24 protein-coding genes and 1 pseudogene are annotated in these 24,951 nt (G+C 37.6%); 8 read left to right on the top strand and 17 right to left on the bottom strand.

The window, feature by feature from the left end; translation table 11 throughout:
• Window positions 1-25 precede the first annotated feature (25 nt).
• Both AC0IWE_RS20125 and AC0IWE_RS20120 read left to right on the top strand, forming a co-directional pair.
• Window positions 26-271: a NifU family protein gene (locus AC0IWE_RS20125; protein ID WP_029274884.1), complete on the top strand. Its 246-nt coding sequence runs from the start codon at window positions 26-28 to the stop codon at window positions 269-271.
• A 53-nt stretch (window positions 272-324) separates the two neighbouring features.
• Window positions 325-960 carry a peptidase associated/transthyretin-like domain-containing protein gene (locus AC0IWE_RS20120; RefSeq protein WP_055914252.1) on the top strand — a complete coding sequence of 212 codons (636 nt, stop codon included), beginning with the start codon at window positions 325-327 and terminating at the stop codon, window positions 958-960.
• 208 nt (window positions 961-1,168) lie between these two features.
• On the opposite strand, the gene def is transcribed toward AC0IWE_RS20120, so the two are convergent.
• The 4 genes from def to AC0IWE_RS20100 form a co-directional block, all read right to left on the bottom strand.
• A complete protein-coding gene (gene def / locus AC0IWE_RS20115) occupies window positions 1,169-1,729 on the bottom strand; it encodes a peptide deformylase (protein ID WP_055914249.1) in 561 nt (186 codons plus the stop codon).
• A gap of 146 nt (window positions 1,730-1,875) precedes the next feature.
• A complete protein-coding gene (locus tag AC0IWE_RS20110) occupies window positions 1,876-3,108 on the bottom strand; it encodes a M16 family metallopeptidase (RefSeq protein WP_471794487.1) in 1,233 nt (410 codons plus the stop codon).
• Window positions 3,109-3,134: 26 nt separating this feature from the next.
• The gene (locus AC0IWE_RS20105; RefSeq protein ID WP_055914244.1) at window positions 3,135-3,587 is read right to left on the bottom strand and encodes a hypothetical protein; all 453 of its coding nucleotides are present in this window, start codon (window positions 3,585-3,587) and stop codon (window positions 3,135-3,137) included.
• A gap of 82 nt (window positions 3,588-3,669) precedes the next feature.
• Complete coding sequence (locus AC0IWE_RS20100) at window positions 3,670-5,820, bottom strand: S9 family peptidase (RefSeq protein WP_471794486.1); 2,151 nt, start codon at window positions 5,818-5,820, stop codon at window positions 3,670-3,672.
• A 271-nt stretch (window positions 5,821-6,091) separates the two neighbouring features.
• Here AC0IWE_RS20100 and proB point away from each other — a divergent pair, with 271 nt between their 5' ends.
• The 3 genes from proB (at window position 6,092) to AC0IWE_RS20085 (ending at window position 8,513) form a co-directional block, all read left to right on the top strand.
• Window positions 6,092-7,039, top strand: a complete 948-nt coding sequence (proB, locus tag AC0IWE_RS20095) for a glutamate 5-kinase (protein ID WP_471794485.1) — start codon at window positions 6,092-6,094, stop codon at window positions 7,037-7,039.
• Window positions 6,930-7,172, top strand: coding sequence for a PUA domain-containing protein (locus AC0IWE_RS20090; protein ID WP_471794484.1), 243 nt, complete (start codon window positions 6,930-6,932; stop codon window positions 7,170-7,172). Before proB ends, AC0IWE_RS20090 begins: the two co-directional genes overlap by 110 nt.
• A gap of 93 nt (window positions 7,173-7,265) precedes the next feature.
• Window positions 7,266-8,513 carry a glutamate-5-semialdehyde dehydrogenase gene (locus AC0IWE_RS20085; RefSeq protein ID WP_471794483.1) on the top strand — a complete coding sequence of 416 codons (1,248 nt, stop codon included), beginning with the start codon at window positions 7,266-7,268 and terminating at the stop codon, window positions 8,511-8,513.
• A gap of 632 nt (window positions 8,514-9,145) precedes the next feature.
• On the opposite strand, the gene AC0IWE_RS20080 is transcribed toward AC0IWE_RS20085, so the two are convergent.
• Together AC0IWE_RS20080 and AC0IWE_RS20075 are read right to left on the bottom strand one after the other, a co-directional pair.
• The gene (locus AC0IWE_RS20080; RefSeq protein WP_471794482.1) at window positions 9,146-10,528 is read right to left on the bottom strand and encodes an MBL fold metallo-hydrolase RNA specificity domain-containing protein; all 1,383 of its coding nucleotides are present in this window, start codon (window positions 10,526-10,528) and stop codon (window positions 9,146-9,148) included.
• Between the two features lie 78 nt (window positions 10,529-10,606).
• On the bottom strand, window positions 10,607-10,960 hold the full coding sequence (locus AC0IWE_RS20075) for a hypothetical protein (RefSeq protein ID WP_471794481.1): 354 nt from the start codon (window positions 10,958-10,960) through the stop codon (window positions 10,607-10,609).
• 99 nt (window positions 10,961-11,059) lie between these two features.
• Here AC0IWE_RS20075 and AC0IWE_RS20070 point away from each other — a divergent pair, with 99 nt between their 5' ends.
• Window positions 11,060-11,314: a hypothetical protein gene (locus AC0IWE_RS20070; protein WP_471794480.1), complete on the top strand. Its 255-nt coding sequence runs from the start codon at window positions 11,060-11,062 to the stop codon at window positions 11,312-11,314.
• Window positions 11,315-11,370: 56 nt separating this feature from the next.
• On the opposite strand, the gene AC0IWE_RS20065 is transcribed toward AC0IWE_RS20070, so the two are convergent.
• The 5 genes and pseudogenes from AC0IWE_RS20065 to ffh form a co-directional block, all read right to left on the bottom strand.
• Entirely contained in the window at window positions 11,371-11,745 is a 375-nt protein-coding gene (locus AC0IWE_RS20065) for a hypothetical protein (RefSeq protein WP_055914447.1), read from the bottom strand.
• A 268-nt stretch (window positions 11,746-12,013) separates the two neighbouring features.
• Window positions 12,014-12,616: an XAC2610-related protein gene (locus tag AC0IWE_RS20060; RefSeq protein ID WP_471794479.1), complete on the bottom strand. Its 603-nt coding sequence runs from the start codon at window positions 12,614-12,616 to the stop codon at window positions 12,014-12,016.
• A 17-nt stretch (window positions 12,617-12,633) separates the two neighbouring features.
• Window positions 12,634-13,305 carry a hypothetical protein gene (locus tag AC0IWE_RS20055; RefSeq protein ID WP_471794478.1) on the bottom strand — a complete coding sequence of 224 codons (672 nt, stop codon included), beginning with the start codon at window positions 13,303-13,305 and terminating at the stop codon, window positions 12,634-12,636.
• Between the two features lie 75 nt (window positions 13,306-13,380).
• A pseudogene (locus AC0IWE_RS20050) lies at window positions 13,381-14,919 on the bottom strand (YifB family Mg chelatase-like AAA ATPase).
• A 265-nt stretch (window positions 14,920-15,184) separates the two neighbouring features.
• On the bottom strand, window positions 15,185-16,522 hold the full coding sequence (ffh, locus tag AC0IWE_RS20045) for a signal recognition particle protein (protein ID WP_055914213.1): 1,338 nt from the start codon (window positions 16,520-16,522) through the stop codon (window positions 15,185-15,187).
• A 193-nt stretch (window positions 16,523-16,715) separates the two neighbouring features.
• On the opposite strand from ffh, the gene AC0IWE_RS20040 reads away from it, so the two are divergent.
• Window positions 16,716-19,136, top strand: coding sequence for a DUF5916 domain-containing protein (locus AC0IWE_RS20040; protein WP_471794477.1), 2,421 nt, complete (start codon window positions 16,716-16,718; stop codon window positions 19,134-19,136).
• A 113-nt stretch (window positions 19,137-19,249) separates the two neighbouring features.
• On the opposite strand, the gene AC0IWE_RS20035 is transcribed toward AC0IWE_RS20040, so the two are convergent.
• On the bottom strand, window positions 19,250-20,239 hold the full coding sequence (locus AC0IWE_RS20035) for a helix-turn-helix domain-containing protein (protein ID WP_471794476.1): 990 nt from the start codon (window positions 20,237-20,239) through the stop codon (window positions 19,250-19,252).
• A 93-nt stretch (window positions 20,240-20,332) separates the two neighbouring features.
• Here AC0IWE_RS20035 and AC0IWE_RS20030 point away from each other — a divergent pair, with 93 nt between their 5' ends.
• The gene (locus AC0IWE_RS20030; RefSeq protein WP_471794475.1) at window positions 20,333-21,067 is read left to right on the top strand and encodes a ferredoxin reductase domain-containing protein; all 735 of its coding nucleotides are present in this window, start codon (window positions 20,333-20,335) and stop codon (window positions 21,065-21,067) included.
• Window positions 21,068-21,072: 5 nt separating this feature from the next.
• Here the strand turns inward: AC0IWE_RS20030 and AC0IWE_RS20025 are convergent, their stop codons facing one another.
• From AC0IWE_RS20025 to AC0IWE_RS20005, 5 genes are all read right to left on the bottom strand, one after another.
• Entirely contained in the window at window positions 21,073-22,077 is a 1,005-nt protein-coding gene (locus AC0IWE_RS20025; RefSeq protein WP_471794474.1) for a DUF3078 domain-containing protein, read from the bottom strand.
• A 94-nt stretch (window positions 22,078-22,171) separates the two neighbouring features.
• Window positions 22,172-22,495 (bottom strand): hypothetical protein, encoded by a 324-nt coding sequence (locus tag AC0IWE_RS20020; protein WP_471794473.1) that lies wholly within the window; start codon window positions 22,493-22,495, stop codon window positions 22,172-22,174.
• Complete coding sequence (locus AC0IWE_RS20015) at window positions 22,492-23,244, bottom strand: hypothetical protein (RefSeq protein WP_471794472.1); 753 nt, start codon at window positions 23,242-23,244, stop codon at window positions 22,492-22,494. Before AC0IWE_RS20015 ends, AC0IWE_RS20020 begins: the two co-directional genes overlap by 4 nt.
• A 48-nt stretch (window positions 23,245-23,292) precedes the next feature.
• On the bottom strand, window positions 23,293-24,135 hold the full coding sequence (locus tag AC0IWE_RS20010) for a glucosaminidase domain-containing protein (RefSeq protein WP_463492114.1): 843 nt from the start codon (window positions 24,133-24,135) through the stop codon (window positions 23,293-23,295).
• A 106-nt stretch (window positions 24,136-24,241) separates the two neighbouring features.
• The gene (locus AC0IWE_RS20005) at window positions 24,242-24,916 is read right to left on the bottom strand and encodes a glucosaminidase domain and LysM peptidoglycan-binding domain-containing protein (RefSeq protein ID WP_471794471.1); all 675 of its coding nucleotides are present in this window, start codon (window positions 24,914-24,916) and stop codon (window positions 24,242-24,244) included.
• Between the last annotated feature and the right edge of the window lie 35 nt (window positions 24,917-24,951).

The raw sequence follows: 24,951 nt of genomic DNA, 5'->3' as shown, positions 1-24,951 counted from the left end.
ATTTTTATAAATTAAAATATATATAATGAATTTAACAGAACAAGTAGAACAGGCATTGGAAACTATCAGGCCATATTTAAAGGCTGATGGAGGTGATGTGTCTGTTGAAGAAATTACATCAGAAGGAACGGTAAAGCTTAAGCTTTTAGGCAACTGTGGTTCTTGCCCGATGAGTTTCATGACTATGAAATCTGGTATTGAACAGGCAATTATGAAAGCCGTTCCACAGATCACTTCAGTTGTAGCCGTAAACATGGCCGAGCAGGATTAAGCTTTAACACTATTTAACAAGGAAGTTTTATTAATAAAATTACTTTTGTCTTAATGAGATATTGTATTGCCCTGATTTGCTTAATTTTTTCTGTAACCGCTTTTGCGCAACAAAAGCCGGCACAGGATAAACTCATCCAATTTTCTGGGATTATTACCGATATTGATAGTTCAAATGTGATTCCTTATGTTACCATCACCAATCTTTCTGCCAAGAGTAAAAGGGTTGGTGCTGATTATAGAGGGTATTTTACCTTTATTGTAAATCCTGGCGATACCATTTTATTTACCGCTATTGGTTACAAAAAATTTTCTACAGTAATTCCGGAAAGTACCCCTGATAGTAAGTACACCATTATGGTTAAATTAAAAGCCAATGTGATTGATTTACCATCTGTACGTGTTTTCCCTTGGGCCACAACAGAAGAATTTACCCGCGAGTTTTTATCAATGAAACTGGCGGATGATGATATGGCCATTGCCAAAAAGAACCTTTCTCGTTCCTCAATTGATGGTTTAATACAAACCTTACCGCGTGATGGGCAAGAAATCGGAAGTCAGAATTACAGGTATAATTTTGATAGGATGATCAATAAGAACATGGTGCAAACCAACCCCCTACTGAACCCTTTTGCCTGGGGCAAGCTGATGCAGCAGATCTTTGATGGAGATAAGAGCCGGACGAATTAGTCTGGGTACAGAGGTCCATTGCAAAAGATAATTATTACCTTAATTTTATTTTAGCTAGCCGTCCTCCTGAACTTGTTTCAGGATCTATACTGCTATAAAGATCCTGAAACAAGTTCAGGAGGACGCAAGAAGGCAATTAATGAGGATGGACCTTAAATAAAAAAGGGAAAACGTTTCAATTTTCCCTCGTGTATCTTCCATTTTAAGCCTATCTTTTCTTACTTTTATTCGGAAACTTCATTTTGTAATCTGTTTTGATATTTCCTTTCGAAATCGCATCCAGTTTGCTTTTAAGCATGGTTTTACGGAGCACACTTACTTTATCGGTAAATAATTTACCTTCAATATGGTCGTATTCATGTTGGATTACGCGTGCTGGCATTCCATCTACATCTTCAGTATGCTCTACCCAGTTTTCATCAAAATAAGTAATTTTGATATTAGGCTTGCGCATAATGTTTTCACGGATATCAGGAATACTCAAACAGCCTTCGTTAAAACTCCAGGCTTCTCCGGTTTCTTCTAAAATTTCGGCGTTGATAAATACTTTTTTATAACCAGGTTTGCCATCTTCATCTTCACCGGTATCTACAATAAACAAACGGATAGGCAAGCCAATCTGAGGAGCGGCCAAACCTACACCATTTGCGTAATACATGGTGTCGAACATATCGCTGATCAATTGTTTTAGTTCTGGATAATCTTTATCGATATCGGTTCCTACCTTTTTTAAAACAGGATCGCCGTATGCTACTATTGGTAATTTCATTGTATAATATTTATGTCGTCCTTCATTACGGGTACGAAGCAGTTTTAATGCGCTGGTTGAACCAGCGATTGTTGTATTGTTGCTTTGTACCTTGCAGTAACGAAAAAGTAAAGCAATGCACGAGCATTTTTTTACAAAAATAAGAATTATTCCTCTATTGGGCAGAAAGTAAAGATATTCAGTTGCTCAATATCTAATATTTCATGCACCACATCGGCCATTTCTTTGGTGGTAACTGCATTTATTTTCTCAAAAACAGTTTCTAAAGAATCTATTTTATTGTGATCGATCAGGCTTTTTGCCATCGAAATAATTAGTCCGATTCTATTTTCTTCTCCCAAGGCAATTTGCCCTATAAACTTATTTTTTGCTTTTTGCAATTGAAGTTCATTTAAGGGATGTTCTCTAAGCCTTTTAATTTCTTTAAAAATTAGAGAAAGTGCTTTTGTCTGTTTTTCTTTATCTGTTCCAAAATAGACTGAAAAAATACCCGTATCGCTTAATGGAGAAAAATTAGATTCTATTGTGTATGCTATTCCATATTTCTCTCTAATCTGCAGGTTTAAAACCGAGCTCATTCCGTTACCACCAAAATAATTGTTCAACAGCATTAAGGGTACCTTTTTCTCCTGATGGGTAGAATAAGCCTGGGTGCCCAAAATGCAGTGTGCCTGCATAATCGGTTTGTAAATGGTGGTATTGCTTTGTGGTAATACGGTTGGTTTTAACCTGGCTTTATCGGGATTATTTTCTTCAACAGCGGCAAAATGTTTGCTGCCTTTGCTAACTACGCTGTTTAGGGTATAATTTCCTAAAATAGCCACTACAATTTCATTTGTTCGGTAATTGGCTTTTCTAAAATTAATTACATCTTCGCGGGTAAAATGCTGCACCGTTTCAGTTGTGCCCAAAATGTTGTTGCCAAGTGGATGCCCTGCAAAAAGCATGTCTTCAAAATCATCGTTAATGGCTTCTTCAGGTTGATCGAGGTAAGAAGAAATCTCATCCAGGATTACACTTTTCTCTTTATCCATTTCCTCTTCGGGAAAAGTAGAGTGGAACAGAATATCGTTGAAAAGATCTAAAGTTCTATCCAGATAAGGGTTTAAAAAAGAAGCATGTATGCAGGTATATTCTTTTGTGGTATAAGCATTTAAATCAGCACCAACACTTTCTAAGCGGTTTAAAATCTGATTGGTACTGCGTTTTTCAGTTCTTTTAAAAATCAGATGTTCGATAAAATGCGCTAAACCTGCTTTATTTTCCGGCTCATCGCGAGAGCCGGTATTTACGATAACACAGGCGTGTGATATGGCAGAGGCCGAAGGCACATGCAATAAGCGTATACCGTTTGGCAAAGTGTGAACATTGTATTCCATTGAAGGGCAAAGATAAGGCTATTTGCTCACAATGACTCTGTATCTGGATATTGCAATTGTAAAGTGGAGATCAATTTATCTTTGGTTGGCCTTTTAAGTACCAAAAAAGCAAAATTTGCCGCAGCAAAAATTAAAAAGAACGAATTATGTGTGATAAAAAAACCAACAATGTTAAAAAGGGCACCTCCTTCCAGCATCGCTGAGCTAATGATAAATGCACTTTGATACATATTGATTTTTGTATCGACAGGGGCATTTTTATTAATTTTTGCCATTAAATTTCTATGAAAAAAGATACTTGCAGAAATCGTGATCAAACCCATGATCGGAAATATGGGGTTAAAGGGTGATGTGGTTTTAGGGTTGGCATCGAAAAACATCATTTCGCGATTAAGAAAAATGGTTACCAATGCAAAAAGGAAAACTCCTGAGCATAAGGCAAGATGGATAATTTGGAGTGTTTTTAGTTTGGTGTTCATTGTGGGGTTTTAGCTTGATTTAAATTTAAAAAAAAGTGGTCGTCATTCCCGCGCAGGCGTGAATGACGAACCGAGTAAAAAATTATTTCGTTATCCCCTCCAGCGAGAACAAAAATGCCCACCGTAAGGAAACATCTTTCAAATAATCGAAACGGCCCGATGCGCCACCATGACCAAATTCCATATTGGTTTTAAGCAATAGTACGTTCTTATCAGTTTTTGCAGCCCGTAGTTTAGCCACCCATTTGGCAGGTTCGAAATACTGCACCTGGCTATCGTGCAGGCCTGTGGTAACCAGCATATTCGGGTAGGCCTTTTTCTCTACATTTTCGTAAGGGGAATAGCTTTTCATATAATCGTAAGCTGCTTTTTGTTTAGGATTTCCCCACTCATCAAATTCATTCGTGGTTAACGGAATGCTTTCATCCAGCATGGTATTAATTACATCTACAAAAGGAACATCAGCGATAATTCCGTTCCATAAATCAGGAGCCATATTGGCAACTGCACCCATTAATAAGCCTCCTGCGCTGCCTCCATGGGCATATAAATGACCTTTTGAAGTGTACTTTTGATCAACAAGATATTCACCTGCAGCAATAAAATCGGTAAATGTGTTTTTCTTTTTCATCAGCTTGCCATCTTCATACCACTGTCTGCCCATTTCCTGTCCGCCACGGATATTTGCAATAGCGAAAACGAAACCACGGTTTAAAAGGCTTAATCTGGGTGAAGAGAAAGTGGCATCGGTGCTTGATCCATAAGATCCATATGCGTACAACAGCAATGGCGCATGTCCATTCTTTTCGAAACCCTTTTTATAAACCAGAGCGATGGGAATCTTTGTTCCATCCTTTGCCGTTGCGAAAATACGTTCTGTTGCGTAATCATTAGGATCGTAGCCACCAACAACTTGCTGTTGCTTCATTAGTTTTTTATCCTTCTTATCAAGGTCATAATCGTAAACAGAACTTGGTGTGGTTAAAGAAGTGTAAGAATAACGGAGCGTTTTACTGTTATACTCTGGGTTTGCACCTACTCCGGCAGCATAAACAGGCTCATCAAATTTGATATAGTAATCGCCCCCATCATTTTTAAGTACGCGGAGCGCTGTCAAACCGTTTTTACGTTCTGATAATACCAAATGATCTTTAAATTCTTCCCCATATTCGAGTAAAACATCTTTGCGGTTTGGAATAACCTCTTTCCAGTTCTCCTTTTCTGTTTTATCCAAAGGACATTCCATCAGGCGGAAATTTTTGGCGTTCCAATTGGTTATAATATAAAATTTATCGTCTACAGGCAAAATATCGTATAAAACATCTTTCGATCGGCTAGAAAACACTTTAAAAGCATTTTCAGGATGATCAGCATCAATCATTCTATATTCAGCGCTTAGTGTTCCCTGCGAGCCGATGAAAATGTACCTCCCGTTTTTTGATTTCATTACGCCAATATAGTTGCTGTTGTCTTTCTCCTCATAAACTACCGCATCTGTTTTGGCATCTGTACCAAGTGTGTGTTTTTTAATTTTCTCACTTAAAAGCGTAACAGGGTTTTTTGAGGTGTAAAAAAATGTTTTATTATCATTTGCCCATGCTACTGCACTTTCGGTATTGGTAATGGCATCTTTAAGTATTTCTCCTGTTTCTAAATTTTTAATATTAATGGTGTATTGGCGGCGAGATACCTGATCTACACCAAAAGCTAAAAGTTTATTGTTTGGACTAACACTAAAACCTGTTGCACTATAATAAGTGTGCCCTTTTGCAAGGTCGTCAACATCTAGCAAAACTTCTTCAGCAGCTGATAAACTTCCCTTTTTCCGGCAATATTTAAAGTATTGTTGTCCATCTTCGGTTCTTGTATAATAAAAATAGCCGTTCTTTAAAACAGGTACAGATTCATCTTTCTCCTTTATCCTTCCCTTCATTTCTTTAAACAGATCAGCCTGAAATTGATCTGTACTTTTCATCATTGTGTTGAGGTAAGTATTTTCGGCTTTTAAATAATTGACAACTTTTGTACTATCCGGACCTTTTTTAAAGTAATCGATCATCCAATAGTAATTATCTACTACAGTATCGCCATGTACTACTCTTTGGTGAGGAATAATTTCTGCTACAGGAGCTTTGGCATCGGGCCACTTAATCGCTTTCATTTCTTTCTTTTGGGGGTTATTGCAAGCCATAACTGTACTAAGTACAATTAGGCTGGGTAAGATACGTTTCATAGCGGTTTGATTTAGGTTCAAATGCAATTTAGTCAAATAGTTCAATAGTTTATTAGCCATTAGCTCAGGAGTTCATTTGTTCCATGTTCAGTAGTAGTGGCAGGCAGGATAACTTGTTAATTGTTAAATCGATTAAGCATCACCAAACACCAAGTGCTCAACCCCAAACCAACAATTACCATTTTAGCAAAAATCCACAAAGCCTATAGATAATCATCCGAAATAGAAAAATTGATGTTAAATTGCCAAATCAAAATGCTTGAAAAGAAGGATGAAATTAGGCTACAAAAAAATAGTTGTTAAAGTTGGTTCAAATGTAATTACACAAGCGAATGGTTTGCCCGATGAAGCAAGGATTAAACACCTTGTAAACCAATTGGCAGATATTAAAAAACAAGGTATTGAAGTTATTCTTGTTTCTTCGGGGGCAGTAGCATCTGGTAGAAGCCTGATTAAGGTTTCTGAAAAGCAAGATGCGGTAACTACCCGACAGTTATTGGCTGCAATTGGCCAGGTGAAACTAATTAATACCTATGCTAATTTTTTTGCCACCCATAATATTCAGTGTGCGCAGGTTTTGGTTACCAAAGAAGATTTCCGCGACCGGGCGCATTATTTAAACATGAAAAACTGTTTGCAGATTTTGCTTCAAAATGAGGTAATTCCTGTAGTAAATGAAAACGATGTAGTATCTGTTACTGAGCTGATGTTTACTGATAATGATGAGCTTGCCGGATTAATTGCTTCGATGTTAAATGCTGATGCGCTGATTATCTTATCTAATGTGAATGGAATTTATAATGGCGACCCAAAAATTGAAGGATCGGCTGTTATTGAAGAAATTAATGGCTCGGTTGCTAATTTGGCATCTTTTATACAAACAGGTAAATCACAATTTGGGCGTGGGGGGATGATTACTAAATCTACCATGGCACAAAAAGTGGCGAAACTTGGCATAACGGTTCATATTGCAAATGGAACTAAAAACGATGTGCTTACGGAATTATTAAATAATGAATTGGTGCACACGCGTTTTGTACCCGAAAAAAGTAAATCAGGCAAGAAAAAATGGATTGCTCATTCGGAAAACAGCTGCAACTGGTGTTGTGATGTTAAACGACGGTGCAAAAACCGTACTCACCTCAGGAAAAGCCACCAGTTTATTGCCCGTGGGGATTATCGAAATACAAACAGATTTTTTAAAGGGCGATATTATTAAAATTGTGGATGAAAAAAATAACCTGATCGGATTGGGCATCGCAGAATATGGTTCGGATAAAGCCAGGGAACGCATTGGACAAAAGAAACAGAAAGCGCTGGTGCATTACGATTATTTTTATTCGGCTATTTAGCAGGCTCATTCGTCATTCTGAACTCGTTTCAGGATCTTATTAATAGATGCTGAAATAAATTCAGCATGACGAATCTCTAATTAAAACAAAACAATGGATTACAAACAATACTTCGAAAAAGCAAAACAAGCAAGTCGTACCTTGGTTAGCGTTGATAAAGAAACGACAAATGTTGTTCTAACAGATCTGGCTGAGGCTTTGGTAGCCAATACAGCATCAATTCTTTCTGAAAATGTAAAAGATTTAGCAAAAATGCCCATCGAAGATCCCAAATACGACAGGCTAAAATTAAATGAAGCGCGCATTGCTGATATTGCGAATGATCTTATAAATGTCGCAGGTTTAAACAGTCCTTTAGGTAAAATTCTTTCAGATAAAACGCTTGAAAATCACCTTCATATTCAGAAAGTTAGTGTGCCATTAGGTGTTGTAGGTGTAATTTACGAAGCCCGCCCAAATGTTACTGCCGATGTATTTTCACTTTGTTTTAAAACAGGAAACGTGGCTGTACTTAAAGGTGGAAGCGATGCAGAATTTTCAAATCTGGCGATTGCAAAAGTGATCCATGAAGTATTGGATAAACATAAAATTAATCGTGATGTATTAATACTATTGCCTGCAGAAAGGGCAGCTACTGAAGCTTTATTGAATGCAAGAGGTTTTGTTGATGTGCTGATCCCGAGAGGAAGTCAATCTTTAATTACTTATGTTCGCGAAAACAGCAAAATTCCTGTCATAGAAACCGGGGCCGGAATTGTTCATACTTATTTTGATGAATCTGGAGATTTGGAAAAAGGAAAAGCAATTTTTTTTAACGCAAAAACCAGGAGGGTAAGTGTTTGTAATTCTCTTGATTGTGTGCTGATCAACCAGAACAGGTTGAACGATTTATCTGTCCTTTTATCGCCTTTGGCTGATGGAAATGTTGAGCTTTATGCAGATGAAAGAAGTTATGATGCATTAAAAGCTACTTATCCTGCAGAATTGTTAAATCATGCTGCGCCAGAACATTTCGGCACTGAGTTTTTATCGTTAAAGCTTGCCGTAAAAATTGTTGAAGATTTAAATGATGCACTAAACCACATTGCAAAATACAGCTCGAAACACAGCGAAGCAATTATATCGGAAGATGCTGCTAATATTGCTCAATTTTTAAATGAAGTAGATGCCGCTGCGGTGTATGCCAATGCTTCTACCGGGTTTACAGATGGAGCACAGTTTGGCCTGGGGGCCGAAATTGGGATCAGTACGCAAAAACTTCATGCCCGTGGCCCAATGGGACTTGAAGAATTAACCAGCTACAAATGGGTGGTGAGGGGAAACGGCCAAGTAAGGGGGTAATCATTTTCATTACAAAAAAAGCACGATGGTTAATAGATTATGGTCGATAGCCGGGGAGCGATCAGCCAAAACGCTTTACAAACCAATCAGAAGATAATGGTTAATAGATCATGGTTAATGGCCATGCAGACCATCAGCTATGAGCCAAAAAACCATGAACTATCGTCCAGCCTAATCACAATGGTCAATGGCCGCGAAGCGATCAGCTACGGGCCGAAAACCATGGTAAACCAATGAAAAGCACAATGGTTAAATGGATTATTGTCAATTGCGAGTAAGTGATCAGCTATGGGCGGAAAACCATGGTAAACCAATTAAAAGACAAATGGTTACTAGATTATTGTCAATGGCCGCCAAACCATCAGCTATGAGCCAAAAAACCATGAACTATCGTCAGCCTGATCACAGTGGTTAATGGCCGCGCAGACCATCAACTATGAGCCAAAAAACCATGAACTATCGTCAGCCTGATCACATTGGTTAATGGCCCTGCAGATCATCAGCTATGAGCCAAAAAACCATGAACTCGTCCAGCCTAATCACAATGGTTAATGGCCGTGCAGACCATCAGCTATGAGCCAAAAACCATGGACTATTAACCAAAAACCATGAACGAGCACAAGCGTAATTCGCTACAATTCAAACACTTCTCCTCTTTCGGGAACTGCAACATTAAAACCATCTTCCTGTAATGCCAATGATAAGCTTTGCAGGCTCTTATCTTCACCATGAACCAAAAATACTTTTTTTGGTTGCCCCGTTTGTTTTATTGTTCTAATTAAATCGTTATGGTCGCCATGCCCGCTAAGCAAATCCGTTTGGCGTATTGTGGCATAAACCATCATTTCGCGGTCTTTAATCCGAACAATTGGTGCGCCGCTTAATAATTTATAGCCAAGTGTTCCTTTTGCGCAATAACCAATAAACAGAATGGTGCAGTAATAATTTTGAATGTTATAATACAGGTGATCCTGAATCCGGCCACCTTCTAACATACCCGCTGATGAAATGATGATGCATGGATCAAAATAATTGGAAACATCTTTACTCTCTTTCATGGTGTGAACATAAGCCAAATGCTCAAATTCAAATTCATCACCCATGGTTTGGTAAAAATCTTTAGCCTCCTGGTTTACCAGGTTATGGTGTTTACGGTAAACCTCTGTAGCTTGAATAGCCATAGGACTATCTACAAAGATTTGAACTGGCGGCAACAGTTTTTTGGTGAAAATTTGATTTAGTGCAAATACCAAAGATTGCGTTCTACCAATACTGAATGCAGGAATAATCAATCTGCCGGGGCTTTTTATACAAGCTTCGGTAATTTCCTGTACCAATCTTTCTTCCAAAGTTTGATCTTTAGTATGCATTCTTCCTCCGTAGGTTGCTTCACTTACCAGGTAATCAACTTCGGGCAATGGTTCGGGATTAACTAAAACCGGATAATTATCTCTTCCAATATCACCGGTAAAAGCAATTTTCTTTTCCTCACCATGGTCATTTATAGTTAAAACAGCGGCAGCTGCGCCTAGTAAATGCCCAACAGGAACAAAAGTTAAGCTAATATCGCCGTTTACTTTAAAAGGCTTATTAAAAGCAATAGTTACAAAACGATCAATCGTATCCATCACATGTTTGTGCAGATACAAAGGTTTTGGGCCGCTAAAATTACCTCGTTTGGTTCTGGGTTTTCGACCTGCCTTTCTTAAAAAAAGTTCCACAGAATCGAATAATAATATTGAAGTTAAATCGGCTGTTGGTGGTGTACAAAGTACTTGCCCATCAAAACCGAGCCGCACCAACGTAGGCAAATTGCCAGAGTGATCAATATGGGCGTGGGTTAAAATAACCAGGTTTATACTTGCCGGATCGAATGGAAACTGTTGGTTTTCTTCCTGGTAGGTTTCTTTTTCGTAATCTAACCCGCAATCTATCAGTATTTTATAATGGCCAACCTCCAGCAAGTGCATACTGCCTGTTACTTGTTGTGCTGCGCCCCAAAACGTTAACTTCATCTTCTTATCTGTACAGTAAATTCTTTAGCCGTAAAGTAGTATAAATGATGGGATTTTTAAACAATAGGACGTAATTTTTTAATTATCTGTGTCATTTTCTCTGAATTTTAGAATCCTTAAGATTTCAGTTTTGGCTTCTTCTGAAAAATCTTCTAAATCAGCTTGTGTGATTGTTTTGTCTAAAAGCATAGCAATGACCGTATCAAAAAACCAGGAATTTTTGAGACCGTCATATCTTCTGGCGATATGTTTGTCAAAATCCTTTACTGCAGTAAATACCTTATAGTAGTCATCCCTATTGTCTACAGGCTGTTGCGTTTTCCATTGATCCAAAACTTCAGCGAATTCGTGCATGCCTTTTATTAATTCTCTTTGTAAAGCTACCTCAAATAATTTTCGGGCAACCTTGTTATCTGCTTTTGAAAAATCCATCTTTATCAATTGATCCTATAAAGATAAGAATGTATGATATATCCGGTCAAGCTCAAAGTCAACGAAAAGATTTTTTATCTTTGTAAAAAAACATTCAGCATGCAAGAGCCTTTTGATATCGAAATCGGACCAATAAACTATTCAGTTTTCCCTGAAGGAAATGATTCTTACACCATTTTTAAAGATGGCAGAGAATATATTCAGATTCAAAAAGATACCTCTTCAATTTGGCTAAAAATGGATTATAAAACCGAATTGCCTATTTTTGAAGAAGATGAAGAAGTTAATGCCATCGGCCAGGCCATTGAAAAGTACGTGCCTGAAGAAGATGACGAGGATATAGAAGAGTTATAGTCACAAAAAAAAGGCCCGATTTTATTTAAAATCGGGCCTTTTGCTTTACAATGCTTTTACCTGTTGCAATTGGCTGTCCATGTTTGCCCATCTTTAGATACTAAAATATTAAGATTACTTGCATCAATACTAATACCAGTTAAACCTGAGCCTATGCTCACATAATTGTTATCGCTTTTCTTTTCAAACTTTACACCTGTAATATCAGGAATGTTGTTGCCAAAGTAAAAGTTATAAGTTTCGCCAACTTTACTCACAGTTACTTTGCCATCGCTGCTGTTAATTGTTGTTTGACCGTTTCTATAAGAAACTGTTCCTTTATAGGTACCCACAAAGAAATCTTTGTCGGCCGGATCGGTATCTTTTTTACATGATACCATTACTGTTAATGCTATTAATAGCATGCTGAAAATTTGGATTGTCTTTTTCATCTCTTTCACTTTTTTTATTTTTATATAGGTAATAAATGTAACTGCCTAAAGACAATCACTATGCCAAACCGTTTTGATAGAAGGGTAATTAAGGAGAGAAGAAATGATAGTAGAAAATTATTTTACTTGTAAGCATATGTAATACAAGGTGTTGAATAGTTGCTTAAAAAGCAAAAGACGAAAATCTTTTAAAGGTCTACCTGAAATGTATGGTTATAGCTTTTGGATAATAAAACTGTTCAGTTTAATTGAATAAAGTAGACAAAAATTATTTTTTGTTTAAAATCGCAGTTATTTTTTTATCGAGGTCTAGATTTTCTTTGTCATCAAAAGAATCGCCGATTTTGTATGGTTTATAATTTTTATCAAGGCGGTACAACTGATAATAATTGGTTCCTGTAAAACCGTAACTTATAATTACGCCATGCTTTTTATCATAGCTTGGGTTAACAATTTTATCAAAATTTTTAACTTTAGTTAAAGTATATTTTTTACAATTAATTAAATAAAGGTTATAAAAAGAGTTTCCTCCCCTTGCTCCGGTATCTTCAAAAATTAATAAATCCTTAACCCCATCATTGTTAAAATCCTCATATTTAAGGTTATCGGCTATGTGGCGCATTTCAATATTATCTTTCCAAAATATTTTGTCGGTTTTTACTCCGGTTCTACCAAAGTATAGTATTGTGTTGCACAATTCTGAAAGCGGTTCTTTTTCAGTAGTAAGGCATTGTAAAGCCAGCACATAATTTGTATTTTTAAAAGGATAAATGTATTGCCAGCTCCCTTTTGCATTTGGCTGATTGAATATTTTTTGGGCGAATGAATGGCTGGTGAGGAATATAAAGCATAAACAAAAGATCTTTCTCATGGTAGGTATGGGGAGCGTTAATAATAGAAATATTTGCCGTTGGCGGGGATTTTTAGTTCAATTTGGCCAGGGATAAAACCATCCATTTTGGGAAGTGCTTTAAATGGGTATTTGAAATTATAAAAACTATCTTTTGGGATCTTTATTCCGTCATCGCAATCGCCATAGGTATAGGCAACACTCACTTGTTTTGTAGAGAAATTAATGTCGTATTGGTAATCAAAATCACAGGTATCGTAATCATCATATGTAGAGCCGATCAGAAACCAATCGGCATTTTGATAGCGATAAAAATTTTTCCAAGTACTATAATGCCTGCTGTTGTGGTTAAAGCTTTGTTCGGTCATTAGTGTATTATTTTTGATTTTTACCGAGAGATTTACCCCCGCATCAATACAGAAGCCACAATCTTTACTGCTTTTTAAAATGCTGCTATTGCTTTTCCAAAGTTTGTTTTTACCATTTATTTGCTTGCAGATGTATAACATTCTTTTTAATCCATTCTTTCCGTCCGCTTTGTCAGTATCAAAAACAAATACCAATTCTTCAATGCCATCTTTATCTAAATCGCCTTTGGTTTGGGTAACCATTTTGTAGTTTTTGGGTGGAAAAAAATCCGGCAATGTTTGACTGTTGCTTTTTAGGGAAATGATGATTAAGCTTAAAAATATAAAAGGCAATTTTTTCATAGGGGATATTTGCACGCCAATAAACTTAATGTTTATCAAGATAACAAATAAATTAAACGCTTTCTTAACAACATATTATCCCGCCCAGCCATCTCTATCTAAACTCCGGTAATTAATTGATTCTGCAAGGTGTTCGAGTTCTACGTGCTCACTTCCAGCCAAGTCGGCAATGGTTCGCGCAACTTTTAAAATTCTGTCCTAGGCACGGGCCGATAAGCCCAGTCGTTCCATAGCGGTTTTTAATAAAGTAGTGCCCTCGTTACTAATTTGGCATACTTTGCGTACCATTTTAGGGCTCATTTGTGCGTTATAATGCAAATCCTCATGGTTAGCAAAGCGTAGGTCCTGAATTTCTCTCGCTTTAATTACGCGGTCGCGGATACAATCACTTTTTTCTGCACTTTGGGCGGAAGCCAGTTCGTTAAAATTAACTGGCGTAACCTCAACATGAAGATCGATCCGATCTAAAAGTGGCCCAGATATTTTACTCAGGTATTTTTGCACCACGCCGGGGGCACAAACACAATCCTTTTCCGGATGATTATAAAACCCGCACGGACAGGGGTTCATCGAGGCTACCAACATAAAGCTTGCCGGGTATTCTACTGAAAACCGTGCTCTGGCGATGGCAACTTTGCGGTCTTCCAACGGCTGCCTCATCACTTCTAAAACGCTTCGTTTAAATTCCGGAAGTTCATCTAAGAATAATACACCGTTATGTGCCAGTGATATTTCTCCAGGCTGTGGATTTATTCCTCCACCAACTAAAGCTACATCGCTAATGGTGTGATGAGGCGAGCGGTATGGGCGGATAGTCATTAAAGCATCAGCTGCCGAAAGTTTTCCGGCAACGGAGTGAATTTTTGTTGTTTCCAACGCTTCTGTTAAATTTAACGGGGGTAAAATTGTAGGTAAGCGTTTGGCTAACATGGTTTTACCGGCACCCGGCGGACCAATCAAAATCACATTATGGCCACCTGCAGCGGCAATTTCCAATGCTCGTTTTATATTTTCCTGCCCTTTAACATCAGCAAAATCGTGTTCGTAATTATTGATGTTTTTTAAAAACTCCTCTTTGGTATTAACCTTTACTTGTTCCAGCTGTTCTGTTTTATTAAAAAAACCTACTACCTGCGCAAGGTTTTCTACACCGTAAGCAATTAAATCGTTCACAATACCAGCTTCACGAACATTTTGTTTGGGCAGGATAAAACCATCGAATCCATCCTGTTGGGCTTGTATAGCAATTGGTAAGGCACCTTTTATGGGCTGAATGCTTCCATCTAATGATAGCTCTCCCATAATAAAATAATTCTCCAATTCATCAGCAGGAATTTGCCCTGACGCTGCTAAAATGCCAATAGCGATTGGCAGATCGTATGATGAACCTTCTTTTTTGATATCGGCCGGAGCTAAGTTGACTACAATTTTCTGTTTGGGCATGCGAAAGCCAGAAACGTTTATTGCGCTGGCCACCCTTTGCAAACTTTCTTTAACTGCATTATCGGGCAGGCCCACCATGTAGTATTTGGTACCCGCACTAATATTCACTTCGATTGTTATGGTTAGTGCATTTACACCATAAACAGCACTCCCGTATGTTTTTACAAGCATTAGATTCTAAATAAATAAATGGAGATGTAAACTATTCGGGATGAATATTGATCACAATATAGAGATTGTTTAGCTAGGGATCAAATTTTTTTAGGTTAAGTTCCAAATACAACGTTTTCTGCTCAAATTACCAAACTAAATCAGCTTTTTCATATAAAATACCGATGTTATACCAAACAAAAAAATCCCGACCATTACTGATCGGGATTATATCTTCACGAAGAATAAGACCTTAGGCCCTAAACCTCTCTTTCCTAATTTTAAACTATCTGCCAAATGGCATTTTAGGCATACCTTTCATCATTGCTGCTGCGGCTGCCGGGTTCGAAAACTGCTTCATCATTTTACGCATATCTTCAAACTGTTTAATCAGTTTGGTTACTTCTTCTACCTTGCTTCCAGATCCTTTTGCAATACGCAAGCGACGGCTTTGTTGAATGCTGTCTGGATTTTCTTTTTCAAACGGCGTCATTGAATTGATAATGGCTTCGATTGATTTAAAAGCATCGTCCTGTATATCTACATTCTTCATCATTTTACCCACACCAGGAATCATGCCCATCAAATCTTTCATGTTACCCATTTTCTTGATCTGTTGAATCTGGTTGTAGAAATCGTTGAAATCGAATTTATTCTTGCGGATTTTTTTCTGAAGTTCTGCAGCCTCTTTCTCATCGAACTGCATTTGTGCACGCTCAACAAGTGAAACCACATCACCCATACCCAAAATACGCGATGCCATACGATCTGGATAGAAAACATCAAGAGCTTCCATTTTCTCGCCGGTACCAATAAATTTAATCGGTTTATTTACTACCGATTTAATTGAAAGTGCTGCACCACCGCGGGTATCACCATCTAATTTGGTTAAAACAACACCTGTAAAATCTAATCTATCGTTAAATATCTTAGCTGTATTTACGGCATCCTGTCCTGTCATCGAATCCACTACAAACAAAATTTCGTGTGGATGGGTTTGGGCTTTAACTTCCGATATTTCGTTCATCAACGACTCGTCAATAGCCAAACGGCCGGCGGTATCGATAATGATTACATTATTTCCATTTTGTTTACCATGCTCAATACCTTCTAAGGCAATGGCAACAGGATCTTTTGATTCGCGGTTGGCATATACAGAAACCCCTACAGACGTTCCTAAAACCTCCAACTGATCTACAGCCGCAGGGCGGTACATATCGCCAGCAACCAATAAAGGTTTTTTACCTTTACCTTTTAAATGCAGCGCCAGTTTACCCGCGAAGGTGGTTTTACCCGCACCGTTTAAACCTGCAATTAATATAATGGTAGGGTTTGCTTTGGTTTCTAACTCTGTAACCTCGCCACCCATTAAGGCTGCAAGCTCATCGTTCATTATTTTGGTAAGCAATTGCCCCGGCGAAACTGATGTTAACACATTTTGCCCTAAAGCTTTTTGCCTCACATCGTCTGTAAATGCTTTTGCTGTTTTATAGTTTACGTCGGCATCCAATAACGCTTTGCGGATTTCCTTCATGGTTTCTGCCACGTTGATTTCCGTAATGCTGCCTTGCCCTTTTAATACTTTAAATGCTCTGTCTAGCTTGTCCTGTAAATTATCAAACATCTTTTTTTAAGCTAAAAGCTTAATGCCAATGGGCAAAAAGCTACTTGTTTTTAATAAAAGGCAAATGTATTAAATTTTGCTTGTAAATCTTAGCAACTCAAAGTCAAAACTTTAGCTTGTTTACTATATTATTTAATCAGGCCGTGCAACATTTTGTTCTTTATGCAGTCTTATACCCAACTAACCTAAACCCATGAAACGCTTTATTCTCCCAATTTTAATATTTGCTTGTACTTACTGTAAGGCACAGGATATTGCTAAACAAAAGCAGTTGGATGCCAAAAGAACAATCCAAATTCCTAAAATTGATGGTGTTTTAGATGATGAATGCTGGAATAATGTACCTATTGCTACAGATTTTATCGAAAATAAGCCCAACCCCGGAAAAATTGAAACTCAGGATAAACGTACCGAAATGAAGGTAATTTATGATGACGTTGCGATTTATGTTTATGCACGCATGTACGATAATCCTGATAGTGTTTCGCACGAACTAGTTTCGAGGGATAATATTGGTAACGCCGATTTTATTTCCATTATTGTTGATCCATTTTATGATAAAATGAACGGTAACGGTCTTTTTGTTACCGCTGCGGGCGTGCAGTTTGATGCTAAATACTCGCAGGTGGGTGATGAAGATGCAAACTGGAATGCTGTTTGGGAAAGTGCAGTTAAAATAGATGATAAAGGGTGGACCTGTGAAATGAAAATTCCTTATTCGGCCCTGCGTTTTTCTGGTAAAGATGTGCAAAACTGGGGATTAAATTTTAGCAGGCGGATTCAGCGGCAAAACCTTCAAACTTTTTGGAATTTTGTTGATCCGAAAGTTAACGGATTTATAAATCAGGAAGGGCTTTGGATGGGAATAAAAGATGTAAAACCGCCATTGAGGTTGTCATTTTCTCCATACGTTTCGGCCTATGTTAATCATTATCCTGTTAATTTACCGGGTGTAAAAAATACAACTTCGCGCTTTAACGGTGGTATGGATGTAAAGTATGGCATTAATAACAGTTTTACGCTGGATATGACTTTAGTGCCCGATTTTGGTCAGGTACAATCAGATAACAGGATTTTAAACCTTACCCCTTTTGAGGTAAAATTTAATGAAAACCGACAGTTTTTTACCGAAGGAACCGAACTTTTTAACAAAGGAGATCTTTTTTATTCCAAGCGGATCGGCTCCATCCCATCTTATTATAATTATAGCGAAGTAGGAGGAGATAAGGTAGTAAAAGATCAAACAGAAGCCAAAGTATTAAATGCCACAAAAATTTCAGGGCGTACGGCAAAAGGCCTGGGTATCGGGATTTTTAATGCCATTACCAATAGCATGCAAACGGAAGTTGAAGATGCGCAGGGAAATCTTCGTGAGGTAGAAACGCAACCCCTTACCAATTATAATATTTTGGTTTTTGATCAGTCGCTAAAAAATAATAGTTCGGCAACGTTTATCAATACCAACGTGTTAAGGCAGGGTTCGGCTTACGATGCCAATGTAACTGCTTTACTGTTTAACCTCAACAATAAAGGCAACAAATACTTTATAAATGGCGCAGGTAAAGTGAGTTATTTAAAAGGTAAAGAAGCGGTTACCGGATACAGTTATGGCCTAAAGTTTGGTAAACAAAGCGGAAACTTTACCTGGAGTTACTCTCAGCAATATGCCGATGATAAATTCGATCCATCTGACTTAGGCTTTTTTACCAATAACAATTTTTTAGATCAGGTGCTTGATTTCCATTACAATGTTTATAAGCCCAGTAGTTGGTACAATCAGTTATTGAGCTATTTTAATGTTTTATATTCGCGGAGGGCAATGCCAGGCAGCTATCAAACTTTTTCTGTAGAAGGCGGCCCATACGTTCAATTCAAAAACCTATGGTCGGCAGAAGTAAATGGTGTTTATACGGCAGCAAGGAATGATTTCTACGAATCGAGAAACGGACAGGTATATAAGGCACCCGAAAGCTATGGCTTTGCTTTATACATTAACCCCAACCGTGCCAAAGCCTATAATTTGGGCGGAAACATCCGTTATAAAGAACAAGAACTTTTTAAGGGTAAGGAATATAATTTTTATTTTTTCCAGAACCTGAGGCTAAATGATAAAATTGCCTTTGGTTTAGATCTTAGTTTTAATCCAAACTACAATTATGTAAACTGGGTAACAGCACAGGGCGATAAAGCCATTTTTTCTAAATACGACCGCAGAACGGTAGAAAACTCTTTTGATGCGAAATATACCTTTACCAATTTAATGGGTTTTACAGTTGTGTTGAGGCATTATTGGAGCGATAGGCGCAACAAAGAATTTTATTTACTTAAGCCAGATGGCAATTTAACAGATTATAAAGGACCAGCATTAACAGGTACCGATAGAAATTACAATGTATTTAACATTGATTTAATTTATACCTGGCAGTTTGCACCAGGGAGCACACTTTCAGTTTCTTATAAGGATGCCGCCGAAACTTATGATACTTACTATACCCAGCGGTACAATAAAAACCTGAGCGGGATTTTAAATGCTCCGCAGAATAATAGCCTTTCGGTTAAGGTTTTATATTATGTAGATTATCTTGATTTAAAGAAAAAAAGGAAAAAGGTTTAAGCCACAGCTTATGATAAACGGTCGGCTTACTAAATTTATTTCAACATCTTTCTTGCCCGTAAGGCACTGAAATAAATGCAAGTGACGGTTACGTTAAAGGATTTTCGATTTAATTAACGTGCTTTCCCTGGGCTTATACCAAATTTTTTACTAAAAGCATTACTAAAGTGTTGTACGGAAGAATAACCCAGTTCTTCAGCTATATGCTTAATGTTTTTACTGTTATCGGCCAAAAGTTCTTTTGCGCGCATTAATTTATAATCGCTTAAATAGCCAAAAACTGTATTATTGAAAATTTCTTTAAAACCATGTTTAAGTTTAAACTCATTTATTCCTGCGGTTTTAGCAAGCTCGGTTAACGATGGCGGATGGCTTGCGTTAGCCAATAAAAATTCTCTTGCATAATAAATGCGTTCCTTATCATAGGCCGATTTGATGGTTGGACTTTCTGTTTTTTTTGCCGCCAGTTCAAAAGCCTGCGCTTGCAGGGCCAAAAGCTCTAAACATTTAGATTGAAGGAACAAGAGCTTTAAGCCACCCGTAAAATGGCAGTTTATAATGTCGCTAATACAACTGTGCATCGCTAAACTGATCGGAAGGTTTTCTGCCGAAATCTCTACCGGACGGTTATTTGTAATATTTTCTGCAAAATTCTTTAATAAAGTACTGCTTTCACTGGTTAAATCGATAAAACGTGATCTTTCGAAATTTACCTCAAAAAATTTATGCGGTCCGCCTAATGAAAATTCCGCCGTTCCATCAAAGTCAGGACTGTAGATAATATTATGCTGATTGGATTTAATATCCATGCGTTTATTGGTAAGGAAGTTTTCCATAATACCGCCGCCCATTAATGAAAAATGGAGCTCTACCATATCTGGTTCATCAAAAGATTTAATCCGCAAACGGCTTTTTTTTACCACTACATCGCCATAAACAATGTAAATACCCGAAAAAGCGATTTCCACAATCTCAGCGTCACCAAACGGAAAACTGTATTTATCCCTCCTTTCAGTTACCAATGCCTGGTTTAGGGCTAAATTATCGAACTTGTTCCCAACAACATAACATCCTTCTTCGCCATCATAAATGTTTAGGCCCATAAAATCCTTTTGATATAAATTTTAATCCTTTTGGTATAAAAAGATCCTGTTATTAGACAACTACTTTTGGGCAAAGTTACTAAACAAAAGAACATGATGCCTAAAATACCATCCTGGCTGGCTAATACAATGGAAAAAGTGATCAGCAATAAAATATACCAGGTAGAAGTTGTCGGAATTAATATGTTAAACAGCAACTTAAAGTGCGTTACGTTTAAAGGCGATTTTTTTGATGCTAACTTTATGCCCGGCAATGAAGTATTATTCAGGGTAAATGCTAACGAATACAGGCATTATACGCTTTCGGGCTTTGATGAAGCAAATGAAACCTGCGAGGTGATTTTTTACCTGAACAAACAGGGGCCAGGGCATAGTTTAGCGGTTAACATTAAAAAAGGAGATCAGTTGAAACTTATTGCTGATGGAGCAAAGGTAAAATACAATGAAGAGGCGAACCAACATTTCTTTTTTGGTGATGAAACCAGCCTTGGTTTGTATGAATCGTTTGGTAAAAAAGTAATGGATGAGGATGTAGAATACTTTGGCGTTTTGGAGCTTATGGAAGAAAACCTCAGTGCTGTAAATCAGCTTAAGTTATTGATCGATACTGTGCCCGCTGATGTGAACTCCCCGGCAAAAAATGCCATCAACTGGATGGATAACATGCATCCCATCTGCTGGGAAATGTGGCGGAATGCTACATTTTATTTAACTGGCCGGGCTAAATCGGTACAAGCATTTAAAAAGTACCTCAAACAAAAAGGCGTAAGCTTTAGGCAGATTATTACCGCACCTTATTGGGAAATGGGTAAAGTTGGCGGGGGATAATATTTCTACCTCGGGAAAGTGAAACCAAAACCCAGGGCCAATGTTTGGTTGGCTTGAATTTTATTTGTACCAGTGTCATCATCAAATAATAATACGCCAGTTAGGCTCGTATTCATAAAACGGTTAATTTTTGCTGTTAAAGCAATATCCAGTCTATGATCTATTTTACTCGCTTTAAAATCTTTATAAGGAATAAACATGGCATACCTCGCTTTTAGATTGGTGTTGATGAAAATATCTTTATCAAAAGCACTTACAACCTGGAAAGCCAATTCATTTTTAAAGGTTTTTCCTTTTTCTACCGCATAAACTTCGTTTTTATTGTCGTAAACCGCTGTATCGAGTACGAAAGTTTGTCTGGCTGTACCTGTACCAATCCTGGTAGAGAAATATTTAACCGGTTTATACTCAAAACCTATCGATTCGGTTAAATAACCTGGTGCCATAAATTTAGAGATCAGCACCTGTTGCTCGTCTCCATTGCCATCTCTGTAATACCTGAAACCTTTATCAAACTGAGATTCAAAACTTACCGAGCCGAAAAAGAACCAGCTTTTAGACAATTGAAAAGAGGCTTTATTATCCCAAAAAATACGGTCGTTGGTTTTCTTTTGCAGTTGATCTTTGTTTTTTATTTTACCGTACTGTAAAACAAGTTCACTTACATAGCTATAGCTGTTTTTATTATATTCAGCTTTCCAGTTCACTAAACCACCAACGGCAACCGAGTTGGTACCCCCGCCCTTCCAGTTATTGCTAAACTGCGCCTGGTTAACATTAATGCCTATATTGGTTCTGGTTTTCCAGTAATTAATTTTGGCGTTTACAACCAAAGGCTTAATTTTTACAGGCTCAAAATTTAACGGCCCTTGCCTGCTTGGCAGCGGACTGCGTTTTAATTTAATGTTCAGGTCTTTTGTATTGATCGGGATGGTATCAATTTCCTGTGCATATAATTTTGTAGAGCAGAAACTTAGAGTCAGGATGATGGCAGCTAAACAGTTCTTCATTACCTACAAAGAAAAAGAAAAATTTTAGAGATAAAAAGCATTTAACAAAATGATTGTTGGATTGGCAATTGAATTGAGTGCGAAAACCGTTGTTTTAAAACTTTTTGATCCAGCCGTACCAGTTACCATTTTTAAGGTAACTTAGGTCTGCTTCATAATCGTATGCCTCCTTTTCAAAAACGATGTTCCGGTAGGCTAATTCGTGCTTTTTATACTGAAGGAGGTTAATTAAATAGTTAAGCAGGTAAGCAATGTAAAAAGGAAAAACAAGCAGTTCCAGTTGTTGGCGTAAATGGATTTTTTCGTGATTGATAATTTCAGGGTCACTTTTAAAACTTGCCGATTTTAATAAGATAAATGGAAATATGGCCATGCCTGCTGCAGGAAGCTTTTTAACAATGAGTATTGGTGCTCTCACAATTTCTCGATGGTTATTTTAGGCAGTGCAGGCAATTGCAATGCTTTCGGATTTAACCTGTAGCTTTTATAGGCATTTTTAATAAACTGATTAAATGAATAATCGGTTGCATCGAGTACAAATTGATAAGTTGGGCGGTACTGCTGCATAAAATCCGTTAGTTCATCATCTTTTATGCCTAAAACCTGCCGCACCAAATTGGCATTAAAACGGTAATCGATCAAATCTTCACGGTAATCTTTTTCGAGTACTTTTTGAAGGTGACGCGCATTTCTTCCCTGTTTGCTTAATAAGTTATAAATCGCATCTATACCCAGGCCTACCCCACCGTTGCCCAGGTTTAATAAATCTTTACTGCTGCCCTTCATGGTTTGATAGCGGTATTCCTGTACGTTTTTTTCGTAAAGCTGTTGGGGTGTTAACCTTTTCCGCTGAATCACTACATCCCGAAGTCGTATGCCAAGTGTTTTAAGTTGAAAATATATTGCCGGCTGGCCCTTAAAAACCATTGTATCAACCCCATAGCCAGATAAAGCTGCAACCAAAGTATCGCCTGGTATGGCAAAAGTGCTAAATTCACCTTTGGTGGTATTGTATAAACCATCACCCGTACGGATGTTGTAAATGTAAACCTTTGCCAGCCGTTGTTTGGTTTCTTTATCAATAACGATTCCCTGCACGGGTTTTGTTTGTGCATAAAGCAGCACAGAGCAGCTTAAGAGGGAAATAAGGGTGAAAAGAAATTTCATCAGATTACAAAACTACAAATATCCGGCAGGCAATGTTTGTACTTAACATTATTTAACCTTAAGTATCTGCCCCAGTTTAATAGCATCCGTACTCATTTCGTTCAACATTTTAAGTTGATCAACCGTTAGGTTAAACCGTTTTGCAATATTATATAAGGTATCGCCTTTTACAACGGTATAAGTACCATCAGCAAGAATTGGTTTTGCACCGGGAGGAGGTGTTTCAACAGGTGTAAATTTGGCTTTTTCCTGCGGAATATTTTGATTAATTTCTGTAAATACCCTATCCTCACGCGCAATTTTCTGCTTTTCGCTTTCTGATTGATCGTATTGATGAAGTTGATATTTCTCTATTGTATTGATCAAAAGATCAGGATATTTCGGATTGGTGGCATAACCTGCTGTTTTTAATCCCTGCGCCCAGCTTTTATAGTCGTTTTTATCCAACTGGAAAAGAAAGCTGTAGCGTTTGCGTTTTAAAAATTCAGAATGATCCCTAAAAGATTCGCGGGCATCTTTATAAACCCTAAAACAATCATTTTTCTGGTCGTCATCGCGGAAATAGTTTTTTCCTTTCCAATCCGATGTGCATTTAATACCAAAATGATTATTGGCATATTTGGCCAGATCGCTGTTTCCACTGCCCGATTCTAAAATTCCCTGTGCTAAGGTAATACTGGCGGGGATACCATTGGCATTCATTTCTTCTACCGCTACACCCTTAAATTCATCTATATAGCTTAAAGTATTATAGCTTTTGTACGAATTGTTATTGGCCTTATTGGCTGCTTTTTCGATCTGTTTGTTGTTTTTGGAAAATTTCCGCGAACCGCACGAGCTCAAAAAGATAAGGATTGCCGCTAAGAAAATGAAATGATTGGATGAACGCATTCTTGGTGTATATTTAATTGTTTAAATCGGTTAACTGGTTAATTGTGAGCTGTGGTACCGTAAATTGTTGGAATGATTAAATTTCTATTGACCTAGCGCACATTACTTAAAACTTCAACTTCTGCCCTGGCTTTAAGTTCGCTTTTTTTATGCCGTTTTTCTGCATTAATTTTTTAACTGTTGTACCTTTCTTTTTTGCTATGATACTTAAGTTATCGCCCGGTTTTACTGTATAAGTTGTAGTAGTTCTTCGGCTTCTTGTGCGGTGGCGAACCGGAGCTGCGTAAACCGGTTCTTCGTATCCTTCCGGTCTTTCGTCATATTTGTAAAGCTCGTATTTTTTAATCAGTCCGATAACCTGACCGGACCAGCTTCTGCTGCTTGCATAACCACAGCGGCGGATTCCATATGCCCAGCCTTTATAATCATACTGGTCATATTTTGCGAAAAGATTGTTAAAAGGCTCGCGTGTTTCCATAATTTCCACAAAATGACTGTAAGATTCATCCGCATTTAAGTAATCGCGATAAGAAGATCGGATTCCGGCATTGTTGTTCGGGCCTTTAACACCAAAATGATTATTCATTTGTTGGGCTATTTTGCTGTTACCTGCGCCAGATTCATGTATCGCAACAGCCAAAATAATACTTGCAGGTATTTTATGGTCGCGCATTAAACCCTGCGCATATTCTACATGTTCTGCAATATATTCTTCCGTGTCTTGCGCCTTTGCAACAATTCCTGATAAAAGGAAAAGACAAAAAGTAAAGATTTTCTTCATTTCATTTTTGGTTAATAGACCATGGTTTAATAGGT

It is taken from the genome of Pedobacter sp. AC402 (assembly GCF_979252805.1).
Note: the sequence above shows the minus strand (reverse complement) of the source record. Positions and strands in the feature narration are given on the sequence as shown.